Source organism: Nocardioides maradonensis (genome assembly GCF_054777115.1).
Genome location: NZ_BAAHAZ010000014.1, coordinates 96,227 through 110,591, shown reverse-complemented (window position 1 = coordinate 110,591; position 14,365 = coordinate 96,227). Strand labels below are relative to the sequence as shown.

Sequence of the window (14,365 nt, the reverse complement as noted above, 5' to 3'; positions counted from 1 at the left end):
CTGCGGAGGGTGCGGCGCTGGTCGACACCGCGGTCGCTGCCGCGTGGCAGCTCCCGGCCGGGAAGCTCTTGCAGGTCGCCGAGGCCAAGACCATCGAAGCCGACCTCGACGCCCACCGCGCCCGGATCGCCGCCGACGAGCAGCGTGTCGGGGTGTGGCGCTCCAAGCCCCGCACCGGCGACCGCCTCGGCGGCGAAGCAGGCGCCTGCGAACCCGCCACCGGCAGGCTCGCCGCCCAGCTCCCGATCGCGGACCTGGTGGAGATCGACGCCTTCATCGACGACCTCGCCGACCAGCTCGCCGCCCACCAGCCGGCCGGTGACGACCAGCCCACCCGCGACCAGCTCCGTGCCCAAGCCCTCGCCCTCATGGCCGACCCGGCCGCCGTCCTCCGCCTGCTCGGCGGACCCGACGCCCCCGCCGTCCCGGAGAAGCCGCGGCGCGAGGCAGTCCTGTACTTCCACGTCACCGCAGCGACGCTCGCCGACGCGGGCGTCGCCCGGTGCGAGGACCTCGGCCCGCTGCTCCTGCAGCAGGTCACCGACCTCCTCGGCCACCGCAACGTGAAGCTGCAGCCCGTGCTGGACCTCAACGCGATCCAGACGAGCCACGCCTACGAACACCCCACCCGGATGCGAGCAAGGGGCGTGCTGCGGACCGGTGGCGACGCGTTCCCCCACTCGGCGTCATCGAGCAGGAAGCTGGATCACGACCACGTCGTACCGTTCGACCCTCTCGGCCCGCCCGGACAGACCACGCCCCGTTGACCCGACTCCACCACCGGATCAAGACACATGACCCCGGCTGGCAGGTCGAGCAGATCGGGCTCGGCGCCTACCGCTGGACCACACCCCACGGACTCTGCCGCGTGGTCACGCCCAGAGGGACCCGGGAGGTCGAACCCATCACAGCTGACGACGGCCGGATCATCGGCGAGCTCTACTGGAAGTGATCAGGCCTGCACGAGGACCGGCGGCTCCACACCGAGGTCGGTGAGCGCGGCGACGTACCGCTCGACGTTGGCGAGCTTGACGCCCTCGTAGCCACGGACCATGTCGGGCAGCTCTGCGATCGCGACCGCTCGGTCGAGGTCCTCGGCGTCGAGGTTGCGCGCCAGGTCGAGGACCAGGTTCCGGTAGTGGTCGCGCAGCGCGCGCTCGACGCGGCGCAGGTGCGCCCGGCCGAACGGGTCGGCGGCGGTGCCGCGCAGCCGCTTCATCCGGGCCAGGGCGCGCAGGGTGCCGTGCGAGCGGGGGCCGAACGCGATCTTCTTCCTGCGGCCCATCGCGCGCAGCACCGGCGGGTGCAGCTGGAAGGACATCGTCGCGCCGGGGAAGGCGCCACCGGTCTCGGCGAGGAAGGCCGGGTCGGTGAGGAGCCGGGCCACCTCGTACTCGTCCTTGTACGCCGTCAGCTTGAACAGGTTGCGAGCGACGGCCTCGCTCAGCCGGTTGTCGGTGGACACCGCCGCCTCGGCCGCGGCGACCTGCGTGACGACCGCGACGTAGGCGTCCGCGAGCTTCTCGTCCTGGTAGTCGACCAGGTCGGCGGCGCGCAGCTCGACCAGGCGCCGGACCTCGCCGGACAGTCCGGACGCTGCGACCGATGCCGGCACCTGCCGCTCCCGGGGAGCGACGACCTTCTGGTTGGCCGCCCGGAACGCCGCCGGGTCGGCGACGGCCACGCGGCCCCAGCGGAACGCGGCCACGTTCGCGGCGACCGCGGTGCCGTTGATGTCGATGGCCTCCTCGATCGCGGCGGCGGGCAGACGCAGCGCGCCGGTCTGGTACGCCGCCCCCACGAGCAGGAAGTTCGCCGCGACCGTGTTGCCGAAGATCCGGTCGGCGGCCTCGAGCGCGTCGAAGTCGAACAGCTCCAGGCTGGCCGTCCGGACCCGCGACAGCAGGTCGGCCTCGTCAGGGTGCTGAACGCTGGGGTCCTGCACCATCGCGCCGGTGGCGGTGCGGCTGGTCGAGACGACCGTGCGGGTCTTGGCCGCGTCGCCGTACACCAGGTTGCGGTCCTCGGCGAGCGTCAGCAGGTCGAAGCCGAGGAAGCAGTCCGCCGAGCCGGGCGTGAGCCGGTTCGCCGGCTCCAGCTCCGCGGCGGCGAACCGCAGGTGGCCCACCACCGGGCCGGCCTTCTGGCTCAAGCCGGTCTGGTCGAGCGACTCCACGGCGTACCCGGCGCGCAGGGCGGCGGTCGCCAGGACCTGGTTGACGGTCACGATGCCGGTGCCGCCGATGCCGACCATGAAGACGTTCTGCGTCGTGTCGACGCGGTCCTCGGCTGAGGTCGGCGCGACCGTGGGCGGGGCCGGGTAGCCCTTCTTCGCCGGCTTGGTGGCGGTACGCCGCTTGCGGGGCGCCGTCTCGACGGTGACGAAGGACGGGCAGTCGCCGTCCAGGCAGCTGTAGTCGGTGTTGCAGGAGGTCTGCTCGATGCGGGTCTTGCGGCCGTACTCGGTCTCGACCGGCTGGACCGAGAGGCAATTGCTCTTCGCGCCGCAGTCACCGCAGCCCTCGCAGACGGCCTCGTTGATGACCACCCGCTTCGTGCGCGCCGGCAGACCGCCGCGCTTGCGCTGGCGCCGGGCGTCGGCGGCGCAGTGCTGGTCGTAGATCAGCACGGTCACGCCGGGGGTGTCGCGCAGGAGCCGCTGCGCCTCGTCGAGCCGGTCGCGGTCCCAGAGCAGGGTGCCGGGCGCGAGGTCGCGACGGCGGTGCCGCTTCGGCTCGTCGGCGCAGACGATGATCTTCGCGACGCCCTCGGTGTGCAGCTTGTGCGTCAGCTGCGGCACGCTCAACGCGCCCTCGGCGTCCTGGGCGCCGGTCATCGCGACGACGTCGTTGTAGAGCACCTTGTAGGTGATGTTGACGCCGGCGGCGATGCACGCCTGGACCGCGAGCTGGCCGGAGTGGAAGTAGGTGCCGTCGCCGACGTTCTGGAAGACGTGCTTGGCGTCGGTGAACCACGCCTGGCCGATCCACTGCGCGCCCTCGCCACCCATCTGGGTCACGCCGGTCACCGCGCTCTCCGGGCGGTCCGAGATGGTCACCATCGCGTGGCAGCCGATGCCGCCGCCGCCGAGCGAGCCCTCGGGCAGCACCGTCGAGCGGTTGTGCGGGCACCCGCTGCAGAAGTACGCCGACCGGCTGGCCGACAGCAGCGGCAGGACGGTCCGCGGCCGCGGCGGGGGAGTCACGGTGAGCCACCCGGAGAGCGCGTGCCGCAGCGGCGCCAGCAGCCGGCCGGCGGTGAGCTCGCCGTCGGCGGGGATCAGCCGCTGGCCGTTCGCGTCGAGCTTGCCGAGCACGCGCGGCGCTCCCGCGGTGCCGTAGAGCACGTCGCGGATCTGCATCTCCATGAAGGAGGTCTTGTCCTCGACGACCACGATCTCCTCGAGGCCCTCGGCGAAGCGGCGGATCGCGGCCGGCTCGACCGGGCTCATCATGCCCATCCGGAGCACCCGGATACCGGCCTCCTCCAGCGCCGACTCGGTGACGCCGAGGTCGGTGAGCGCCTGACGCAGCGAGTCGTAGCAGCTGCCCGAGGCGACCAGGCCGAGCCGCGCGCCGGCCGGGTCGACGTCGGTGACGTTGAGGCCGTTGCGGGCGGCGTAGTCGTGCACGAGCGCCGTGCGCGGGCCGACCAGCTCGGCCTCGGCGCCCACGATCATCGCGGGGCGCAGCACGATCGGGCTCTGCGTGTAGGCGTAGGGGTGGCCGTTCCACTCGATGTCCGGCTGCACCGGGGTGACGCCGATGTCGGCGCTGTCGACCACCCACGCGCCGTCCGCGACGTCGGCGACGATCTTGAGCGCGACCACGCACCCCGACGCGCGCGACATCTCGATGGCGTGCAGGCCGAGCGTGACGATCTCGGTCGCGTTGCGCGGGAACAGCACGGGGATGCCCAGGGCGGCCAGCGACCGCTCGCTGACGGCCGGGACGGTCGAGGACTTCGACGCGGGGTCGTCGCCCACGAGCAGAACCGCGCCGCCGCGGCGGTTGACGCCGTACATGTTGGCGTGGCGGAGCGCGTCGGTCGCCCGGTCGACGCCGGGTCCCTTGCCGTACCAGAACCCCGTGACCCCGTCGTACCGCTGCGTCTCGGTGGGGAGCTCGACCTGGCTGCCCCACACGGCGGTCGCGGCGAGCTCCTCGTTGAGGCCGGGCACGAAGCGGATGTCGTTCTCGTCGAGGACGTCCTTCATGTCGGCGAGCATCCGGTCCAGGCCACCCAGCGGGCTGCCCTGGTAGCCCGACACGAAGGACGCGGTGTGGAGGCCGCGGCGACGGTCCAGCGCGCGGTGCTCGACGAGGAGTCGGGCGATCGCCTGGACGCCGGTCAGCAGCACCGGGGGAGCGGCGACCCGGAACCGGTCGGCGAGGTCGTACGGCGCGGCAGGGACGGCCGGCTCGGAGGCGCGGTTCAGCAGCTCGGTCACGCGCACGAGCATGCTCCTCGGGTGGGCCGGGTCACAACGGTCGTCGTCGGCTTTGGCGACGATCCGCAACCCGTACGACGTCGCACGCCTGCAACGCGCAACAGAAAGTGCTCGCGAGTTAGCATTCGTTGCGTGACCGAGCCTGCCGTCCTCGACGCCACCGACCGCGCGATCCTCGACCTGCTGCGCGAGAACGCGCGCCGCCCGTTGCGCGACATCGCGCAGGCCGTCGGGCTGACGGTCGCGCCGGTGCAGCGCCGGATCGCGCGGCTGGAGAAGCTGGGCGTCATCGAGCGCTACACGATCCAGGTCAACCACGGTCGGATCACCGGCGGCATCGAGGCGATCACCGAGCTGCAGTTCGCCGACGACCTCGACCTGGCGCAGATCCGCGAGCACGTCTCCGGCATCCCCGAGGTCGAGGAGGTGCTCACCCTCGCCGGCGATCCCGACGCGCTCCTCCGCATCCGCGTCGACGGTGTCGAGGACCTGCGCCGCGTCGTCGGGCAGCTGCGCGCGGGGCCGCAGATCTCCAGCACCAAGACCCTCGTCGTGCTGGAGCAGTGGACCCGTCTGTGACCTGGCGGAAGCGAAATGCAACAGGCATGTAAAAACATGAGAAACTCCTCACGAAAGATTTGAGGATTGCCTCATGTTCTGCTCTCATGGTGCACGTGACCAGTGACGCCATCGACGCCAGCGCCCACCCCGCCCTCAACGACCACGCCGCCGAGAACGGCGCGGCCGATGCCGCTGCCGGTGGACGGCCCAAGCGCCTGCTGGACCGCCTCGCCGCCGGGACCCCGTACGCCGTGGGTTTCGGTGGCCAGGGTGCTGACTGGCTGGTCACCCTCGCGGATCTGGTCCGCACCCACGCGCTCGACCTGAACGCGCTGGTCGTCGCGAGCGACGCGCTGCTCGCGCCGGTCCTGGAGGAGATGGGCCCGACCGCGCAGTCGTTCACGCCGCTGCGCTGGGTCGACGCGCACCTGGCTGCGTCCTCCGCGTCGGTCGACGTCGACGACGAGGACGCCACCGGCACCTCCGCGCCTGCGATCCCGGACGCCGCGGCTCGGTTGCAGCCGGCGTACGCGCTCCCGGGCGTGCTCCTCACCCAGGCCGCCGCCCTGCGCGCGGTACGCCGCCTCGGACTCGACCCGCGCGGTGCGGTTGCTGCGATCGGTCACTCGCAGGGCCTGCTCGGCGTCGAGATCGTCGAGGGCGCAGAGCCCGCCGAGGTCCTGGCGCTCGCCCGCCTGCTCGGCGCCGCCTCCCAGCGGGTCGCGCCCGGCGCCGACCTGGCGGGGGAGACCATGCTCCACGTCGCCCTGCCGCAGGCCGAGGTCGCCGAGGTCATCGCGACCCTCCCCGCGTCCAGCCGCCTGGTCGCGAACGTCCGCAACGGTCGTACCAGCACGGTCGTCTCCGGCACGAAGCGCGGTCTCGCCCGGCTGCAGGAGGCCCTTCCCGACGGCGTCGTCGCGGAGCCGATCAGCGCCGGCGCGGCGTTCCACCACCCCGAGATGGAAGCCGCCGTCACGCTCGTCCGCGACTGGGCCGGCAAGGCCGGTCTCGACGTCGAGCGCGCCGAGCGCCTCGCGCGCACGATCCTCGTCGAGCCGCTCGACTGGCCGGCCGAGGTCACCCGCGTCGCGAACGCCGGTGCCCGGTGGCTCATCGACCTGGGTCCCAGCGACCTGATCTCCGGCTTCACCCACGAGCTCGCGGCGGCGTACGGCATCGGGATGCTGGCGCCCGCCACGCCCAAGGGCCTGCGCGAGCTGACCGTCGTCGGCGCCGCGCCGCAGCCGCCGCGCGGCTGGGCGCGCTTCGCCCCCGCCGTCGTCCGTACGCCGGACGGCCGGGTCCACGCCGAGACCGCCTTCACCCGCCTCACCGGCCGCTCGCCGATCCTCCTCGCGGGCATGACCCCGACGACCGTCGACCCGGCGATCGTCGCCGCCGCCGCGAACGGCGGACACTGGGCCGAGCTCGCGGGTGGCGGCCAGGTCACTGAGCCGGTGTTCAACGAGAACGTCGCGCGCCTGGGCGAGCTCCTCGACGAGGGCCGCACCGCCGCGTTCAACTCGCTGTACCTCGACCCCTACCTGTGGCGCCTCCAGGTCGCCTCGCAGCGGCTCGTCCCCAAGGCCCGCGCGGCCGGTGCGGCGTTCGACGCGCTCATCGTGACCGCGGGCGTCCCCGAGCTCGACGAGGCCGCCGCGCTGGTGGAGGAGCTGCGCGAGGGCGGCATCGAGTACGTCGTCTTCAAGCCCGGCACCGTCGCCCAGATCAAGTCGGTCCTCAAGATCGCCGACGCGGTCGCACCGACCGCCGTCATCGTCCAGATCGAAGGCGGCAAGGCGGGTGGCCACCACTCGTGGGAGGACCTCGACGACCTGCTGCTCGCGACGTACGCCGACCTGCGCCGCCGCGACAACGTCGTGGTCTGCGTCGGCGGTGGCATCGGCACGCCCGAGGCCGCTGCGACGTACATCAGCGGAGCCTGGAGCGAGCAGTACGGCGAGCCGCGGATGCCGCTGGACGGAATCCTCGTCGGCACCGCCGCCATGGCCACCCTCGAGGCGACCACCTCCCCGCAGGTCAAGCAGCTGCTCGTCGACACCCCCGGCACCGACCAGTGGGTCAAGGCCGGCGAGGTCAGCGGCGGGGTCACCTCCGGCCGCAGCCAGCTCGGCGCCGACATCCACGAGATCGACAACGCGGCCGCCCGCTGCGGTCGCCTGCTCGACGAGGTCGCCGGTGACGCCGAGGCCGTGGCCGAGCGTCGCGACGAGATCGAGGCCGCGCTCGCGCTGACCGCGAAGCCGTACTTCGGCGACGTCACCTCCATGACCTACGCCCAGTGGCTGCAGCGCTTCCTCGAACTCGGCGGCACCCCGGAGTGGCTCGACGTCACCATCCGCGACCGCTTCCACGAGCTGCTCCAGCGCGCCGAGGCCCGCCTCGCCGAGGCCGACCACGGCGACATCCCGACCCTGTTCGCGTCGCCGGAGGACGTCGAGGACGGCGCCGCCGCCCTCGAGGTGCTGCTCGGCGCCTACCCGGCCGCCGCCGAGGTGCTGCTGCACCCGGCCGACCTGCCGTTCTTCCTCGACGTGTGCGCGCGCCCGGGCAAGCCGGTGCCGTTCGTGCCCGTGCTCGACGGCGACGTACGTCGCTGGTACCGCTCCGACTCGCTGTGGCAGGCCCACGACGCCCGCTACCCGGCCGACGCCGTCGCGGTCATCCCCGGCCCGGTCGCCGTCGCCGGCATCACCCGCGCCGACGAGCCCGTCGCGGAGCTGCTCGACCGGTTCGAGGCCGCTGTCGTCGACGCGGTCGACGAGGCCGTCGTCGACGTCCCGGGACGTCGCCGGCTCGAGGGCGCGACCGGCCTGCTCGGCGTGCTTCTCGCCGCGCCGGACGCCGTCTGGGCCGGCCGCACCGTCGTCAACCCGCTGCGTCGCATCGGCTCCTGGACCGTCTCGGCCGACCGCGCCGACAACCTCGAGACCGGCGCCGCCCTCGTGATCGAGGGTGACCACGGCGTGCTGACCGTCCCGTTGGAGAGGGGCGAGCTGCGGCTGCGGCTGCTCGCCGGCGACGCCGCCACCGGCGCGGCGATCATCGTGGACGAGCCCGCCGAGGCCATGCGTGCCCTGCTCGCTCTGGCCGCGGGCGGCACCACCGAGCTCACCGATGCGCTGGTCAACGCCCACGCCGCGGTCACCGCGGTCGGCGGCACCCGCGTCGACGCCGTCCCGGACGTCCTCGTGGGCCTCGCCTGGCCGACCGTCTTCGCCACCCTGTCGGCGCGCGCCGACGTGGCGGAGGGCTTCCTGGACCTGGTCCACCTCGACCACTCCTTCACCGGCGAGGTCCCGGCCGCGCCGGTCGCTCCCGCGATCAGCGCCGAGCTCGTCGACGTCACCGACACCGAGGTCGGCCGCGTGGCCACCGTCGAGGTCGCGATCGGCGACGCCCGGCTCACCGAGCGCTTCGCGATCCGTGGTCGTACGACGAAGACGCCGCTCACCGACCCCGCCGTGGCCGGTGGCGCGACCGACGTCGCCCAGACCACCCGCCGCACCCGCGGCCGCGTCACCGTCACCGCGCCCACCGACCTGAACGCCTTCGCGCAGGTCACCGGCGACCACAACCCGATCCACACCAGCACCGCCGTCGCACGGCTCGCCGGCCTCGGCGGCCCGATCGTCCACGGCATGTGGCTCTCCGCCACCGCGCAGCGGGCGCTCGTCGAGACCCTCGGCCGCCCGCTGTCCGGCTGGACCGCCCGCTTCCTCGCGCCGGTCCGCCCGGGCGCGCAGGTCGACCTGGTCCTGACCCGCGTCGGGTTCGCGCAGGGCGAGGAGATCGTCGAGGTCCAGGCCTCGGTGCTGGACGACGAGGGGTCCACCCTCGTCATGAGCGCCACCGCCCGCGTGGCCGCGCCGCGCACGGCGTACGTCTTCCCCGGCCAGGGCATCCAGAAGCAGGGCATGGGCATGGAGGGCTACGCCCGCTCCGCGGCCGCCAAGGCGATCTGGGACCGCGCCGACAAGCACACCCGCGAGGTCCTCGGCTTCTCGGTGCTCCGGGTCGTCAAGGACAACCCGACCGAGCTGCTCGTCGACGGCACCTGGCACCGGCACCCCGACGGCGTGCTCTTCCTGACCCAGTTCACCCAGGTCGCGATGGCGGTCCTCGGCTCGGCGCAGATGGCCGAGATGATCGAGGCCGGCGTGGCGATCGACGACGCGATCATCGCGGGCCACTCCGTCGGCGAGTACAACGCCCTCGCCGCGGTCTCCGGCGTCCTCGAGCTCGAGGCGGTCGTCGAGATCGTGTTCCGTCGCGGCTCGGTCATGCACACCCTGGTGCCGCGCGACGAGCAGGGCCGCAGCAACTACCGGCTCGCCGCGATCCGCCCCGCCCAGTGCGGCATCGCCGACGACGAGGTCGCCGGGTTCATCGACGGCATCGCCGAGGAGTCGGGCGAGTTCCTGCAGATCGCGAACCTGAACCTGCGCGGCTCGCAGTACGCCATCGCCGGCACGGTCGCCGGCATGAAGGCGCTCGAGGCCGAGATCGAGAAGCGCCGCGCCGCGTTCGGCGGCAAGGCCGCGTTCGTCCTGGTGCCCGGCATCGACGTGCCGTTCCACTCGCGCGTCCTCGCCGACGGCGTCGCCGACTTCCGGCAGAAGCTGGACGACCTGCTCCCGGCGACGATCGACCCGGCCCTGCTGGTCGGCCGCTACGTCCCGAACCTGGTCGCCCGCCCGTTCGCCCTGGACCGCGCCTTCCTGGAGTCGATCGTCGAGGTCGCCCCGGCCGACGCGATCTCCGCGGCGCTCGCGGACTTCGACGCGTGGCAGGGCCGCGACGGCGAGCTGTGTCGGCTGCTGCTGGTCGAGCTGCTCGCCTGGCAGTTCGCCAGCCCGGTCCGCTGGATCGAGACCCAGGACCTGTTCTTCGCCGACCCCGCGGACGGCGGCATGGGCGTCGAGCGGCTGGTCGAGGTCGGTGTGGGCTCCGCGCCGACCCTGGCCAACATCGCCGCGCAGACGCTGAAGCTGCCCGCGGTACGTCGTACCCTCGCCGGCCCGGTCGAGGTCCTCAACCTCGAGCGCGACGCCAACGTGGTCTTCGGTCGCGACGAGGACGAGGTCGTCGTCGAGGACGAGCCGGCCGCCGAGGCACCCGCCGCTGCCGCCGCCCCGGCCGCTGCGGCCCCGGTCACTCCGGTCGCGAAGGCCGCCCCCGGTGCCGCCGTACCTGACGACATCGCCTTCACCGCCGCCGACGCGACCACGCTGCTGCTGGCCTGGTGGACCAAGACCCACCCGGCCGACCTGGCCCCGACCGACAGCATCGAGTCGCTCACCGACGGTGCGTCCTCGCGCCGCAACCAGCTGCTCATGGACCTCGGCGCCGAGCTCGGTCTCGGCGCGATCGACGGTGCCGCCGAGGCCCCGATCGCCCAGCTGACCGGTCAGGTGCAGGGTCTCGCCCGCAGCTACAAGCCGTTCGGCCCGGTCCTGACCACGGCCATCGGTGACCACCTGAAGAAGGTGCTCGGCCCGGTGGGTGCCCGCCAGTCGACGGTGACCGACCGCGTCACGCAGACCTGGCAGCTCGGCTCCGGCTGGGGCACCCACGTCCTCGCCGAGCTCGCGCTCAGCACCCGCGAGTCCGCGATCAGCGACCTCGACAGCTCGGTCGACGCGGCCGTCCAGGCCGTCGCCGCCCGGCGCGGTGTCGCCGTCGCCATCCCGAGCGCCGGTGGCGAGGGTGGCGGCACGATCGACGCCGCCGCGGCCGCCGAGCTGACCGGTGGCATCACCGACGCGCTCGTGGCCTCCGCCCGCACCATCCTCGACCGGCTCGGCTCGGCCCCCGCGGTCGCCGCCGCGGCCGGTGCCGACGAGGAGGCGCGCGCCGTCGTCGCCCGTGTCGAGGCCGAGCTCGGCTCGGACTGGATGCGGCTCACGCAGCCCGCGTTCGACGAGCGTCGCGCGGTCCTGTTCGACGACCGCTGGGCCAGCGCCCGCACCGACGTCGTCCGTGCCGCCCTCGGCGTGGACGTGAAGACTGACCTCACCGGCGCAGGAGAGGCCGTCGCCCAGATGGCGAGCTGGCACGGCCTCACCTCCCTCGCCGAGCAGGCCCTGAACACTGCACCCGGCACCTGGGCCGGTGAGGTCGCAGTCGTCACCGGAGCAGGCCCGGACTCGATCGCGGAGGCGATCGTGGCCGAGCTGCTCGCCGGTGGCGCGACCGTCGTCGCCACCACGTCGAGCACCTCGCCGGCACGCATCCAGCGGTTCCGCGAGCTCTACGCCCGCACCGCCCGGGTCGGTGCGACGCTGTGGGTGGTCCCGGCCAACCTGGCGTCGTACGCCGACGTGGACGCGCTCGTCGACTGGGTCCGCAACGAGCAGGTCAAGCGGGTCGGCCCGAAGACCGAGGTCCTCAAGCCGGCGCTGCACCCGACGCTGCTGTTCCCGTTCGCCGCGGGCCCGGCCGCCGGTGACCTCTCCGAGGCCGGCGCGGCCACCGAGGCCCAGGCCCGGATCCTGCTGTGGTCGGTCGAGCGCCTGATCGGCGCCAAGTGGGGCGACCAGCGGCTGCACGTGGTGCTGCCGGGCTCCCCGAACCGCGGCATGTTCGGCGGTGACGGTGCGTACGGCGAGACCAAGGCCGCCCTCGACGCGATCGTCGCCAAGTGGTCGGCCGAGCGCGGCTGGCCCGAGCGCGTGACGCTGGCCCACGCCGTCATCGGCTGGGTTGCCGGCACCGGCCTGATGGGCGGCAACGACCCGATGGTCGACGCCGCGCGCGCCGCTGGCGTCAAGGTCTGGACGCCCGAGGAGATGGCGCAGGCGCTGCTCGCGCTGTGCACCAGCGAGGCGCGCGAGCAGGCCGCGCAGCAGCCGCTGCAGGCCGACTTCGCCGAGGGCCTTGCCGACGTACGCATGCGGGACCTGGCGGAGGCCGCCCAGGCCGCGCACGAGGCCCGTGAGAAGGAGGCCGAGGAGGAGATCGCGACGATCGCCGCGCTCCCGGCCTCCCCGGCGCAGGTCGTCGACCCCGCCCCGATCGAGGTCGCGGCCCCGGCTCTCGCGCCCGAGGACATGGTCGTCATCGTGGGCGCCGCCGAGCTCGGCCCGTGGGGCTCCTCGCGGACCCGCTACGAGGCCGAGGTGGGCGAGCTGTCCGCCGCCGGCGTCCTCGAGCTCGCGTGGGCCACCGGCCTGGTCCGCTGGGACGACAAGGCCCGCGCCTGGCACGACGTGGCCAGCGACGAGCCCGTGCCCGAGGCGGAGCTCTTCGAGCGCTACCACGACGAGGTCGTGGCCCGCTGCGGCATCCGTGAGTACGCCGACGACGGCCGCCTCGAGGACGGCAGCGCGCCGCTGCTGGTCGGTGTCTTCCTCGAGCAGGACCTGACGTTCTCGGTCGACACCGAGGCGGAGGCTCTCGCCCTGCAGGCCAGCCACCCCGAGCAGACCCGCATCGAGAAGACCGACGAGGGCTGGACCGTCACCCGCCTGGCCGGCACCCAGATCCGCGTCCCGCGGCGCCTGGAGCTGACCCGGACCGTCGGCGGCCAGGTCCCGACCGGCTTCGACCCGGTCGCGTGGGGCATCCCCAAGGAGATGGTCGACTCGGTCGACCGGCTCGCGATCTGGAACCTCGTCTGCACCATCGACGCGTTCCTCGCGAGCGGGTTCACCCCGGCCGAGCTGCTGCGTTGGATCCACCCGGCACGCGTCGCCAACACCCAGGGCACGGGCATGGGCGGCATGACCTCCATGCAGTCGCTCTACCTGGACACCCTGCTGGGTGAGCCGGTCGCCAACGACCTGCTCCAGGAGGCGCTGCCGAACGTCGTGGCCGCCCACGTCATGCAGTCCTACGTCGGTGGCTACGGCGCGATGATCCACCCGGTCGCGGCCTGCGCCACGACCGCGGTCTCCATCGAGGAGGGCGCCGACAAGATCCGCCTGGGCAAGGCCGACTTCGTCGTCGCCGGTGGCTACGACGACCTCAGCAACGAGGGCATCATCGGCTTCGGCGCGATGTCGGCCACCGCCGAGACCGAGGCCATGCGTGCCCAGGGCATCGCGGACAACCGCCTGAGCCGGGCCAACGACCGCCGTCGTGGCGGGTTCGTCGAGGGCCAGGGCGGTGGCACGATCCTGCTCGCGAGCGGTGAGGTCGCGGCCCGGATGGGTCTTCCCGTCCTCGGTGTGGTCGCGTACGCCGCGTCGTACGCCGACGGCATCCACTCCTCGATCCCGGCTCCGGGCATCGGGGCGCTGGCCGCCGGTGTCGGTCGCGAGCGCTCGCCGCTGGCGAAGGCGCTCAAGGCGCACGGTCTGACCGCCGACGACGTCGCGGTGGTGTCCAAGCACGACACCTCGACGGCCGCCAACGACCCGAACGAGTCGGACCTGCACGAGCGGCTCGCCGCGGCGATCGGCCGCAGCGCGGGCAACCCGCTGCACGTCATCTCGCAGAAGACGCTCACGGGGCACGCCAAGGGCGGTGCGGCCGCCTTCCAGGTCATCGGCCTGTGCCAGACCCTGCAGGCCGGCGTCATCCCGCCGAACCGCAGCCTGGACTGCGTCGACCCGGTGCTCGAGCAGCACCCGCACCTGGTCTGGCACCGCGAGGCGATCGAAACCGGCCCGCTCAAGGCCGGTCTGGTCACCAGCCTCGGCTTCGGCCACGTGGCGGGCATCCTCGCGATCGCCCACCCGGAGGTGTTCATCGCCTCGCTGCCGGCCGAGGAGCAGGAGGCCTACCGGGCCGCCGCCCGCGCCCGCCGCGTCGCCGGTGCCGTGCGGGTCGCCCGGACGATGCTCGGCGAGCCCGGCTTCGTCCGCCGTCCCGACCGTCGCCTCGGCGAGGCCGTCGACGGCCGGGAGCCGAAGGAGCTCGAGGCCTCGGTGCTGCTCGACGACACCGCGCGCCTCGCGGCCGACGGGGTCTACGAGTGGTGAGTGGCCTCGGCGTCGACCTGGTGCACGTGCCGGGTTTCGCCGCCCAGCTCGCCCAGCCCGGCTCGCGCTTCCCCTCGGTGTTCACCGTGGGGGAGCGGGCCGAGGCCGTACGCCGGATGCTCGACGGCGACCGCCTGGCGGCGTACTGGGCGGCCCGGTGGGGCGCCCGTGAGGCACTCGTGAAGGCGTGGTCCTCGGTCCTGTTCGGGCAGGCGCCGCCGGCCGGCGACGACGTGCTCGGGCAGATCGAGGTCGCGACCGACGCCTGGGGCCGGCCGCGGCTGGTGCTGCACGGCGAGGTGGCGGACGCGCTCGCGGCGTACGACCACCAGGTGTCGCTCAGCCACGACGGGGACCACGCGATCGCGGTGGTGGTGCTCGAGGAGCGCCGTACTTCTTAGCT

General features: G+C 73.5%; 5 protein-coding genes and 1 pseudogene. 5 read left to right on the top strand and 1 reads right to left on the bottom strand.

Annotated features, from left to right (window positions below):
* Positions 1 to 767 (top strand): annotated as a pseudogene (locus ACYVAQ_RS17105) (hypothetical protein); the annotation flags it as partial.
* Entirely contained in the window at positions 764 to 952 is a 189-nt protein-coding gene (locus tag ACYVAQ_RS17100) for a hypothetical protein (RefSeq protein WP_460791621.1), read from the top strand. The pseudogene ACYVAQ_RS17105 and the gene ACYVAQ_RS17100, both read left to right, overlap by 4 nt.
* Here the strand turns inward: ACYVAQ_RS17100 and ACYVAQ_RS17095 are convergent, their stop codons facing one another.
* Positions 953 to 4,450: an indolepyruvate ferredoxin oxidoreductase family protein gene (locus ACYVAQ_RS17095; RefSeq protein ID WP_460791620.1), complete on the bottom strand. Its 3,498-nt coding sequence runs from the start codon at positions 4,448 to 4,450 to the stop codon at positions 953 to 955.
* A gap of 132 nt (positions 4,451 to 4,582) precedes the next feature.
* Here ACYVAQ_RS17095 and ACYVAQ_RS17090 point away from each other — a divergent pair, with 132 nt between their 5' ends.
* The 3 genes from ACYVAQ_RS17090 to acpS all read left to right on the top strand — a co-directional run bounded on the left by ACYVAQ_RS17090 (position 4,583) and on the right by acpS (position 14,363).
* Positions 4,583 to 5,029 (top strand): Lrp/AsnC family transcriptional regulator, encoded by a 447-nt coding sequence (locus tag ACYVAQ_RS17090; protein WP_460791619.1) that lies wholly within the window; start codon positions 4,583 to 4,585, stop codon positions 5,027 to 5,029.
* Between the two features lie 95 nt (positions 5,030 to 5,124).
* A complete protein-coding gene (locus ACYVAQ_RS17085; RefSeq protein WP_460791617.1) occupies positions 5,125 to 13,962 on the top strand; it encodes a fatty acid synthase subunit beta domain-containing protein in 8,838 nt (2,945 codons plus the stop codon).
* Positions 13,959 to 14,363 (top strand): holo-ACP synthase AcpS, encoded by a 405-nt coding sequence (acpS, locus tag ACYVAQ_RS17080; protein WP_460791616.1) that lies wholly within the window; start codon positions 13,959 to 13,961, stop codon positions 14,361 to 14,363. Before ACYVAQ_RS17085 ends, acpS begins: the two co-directional genes overlap by 4 nt.
* The last annotated feature ends 2 nt before the right edge of the window (positions 14,364 to 14,365 follow it).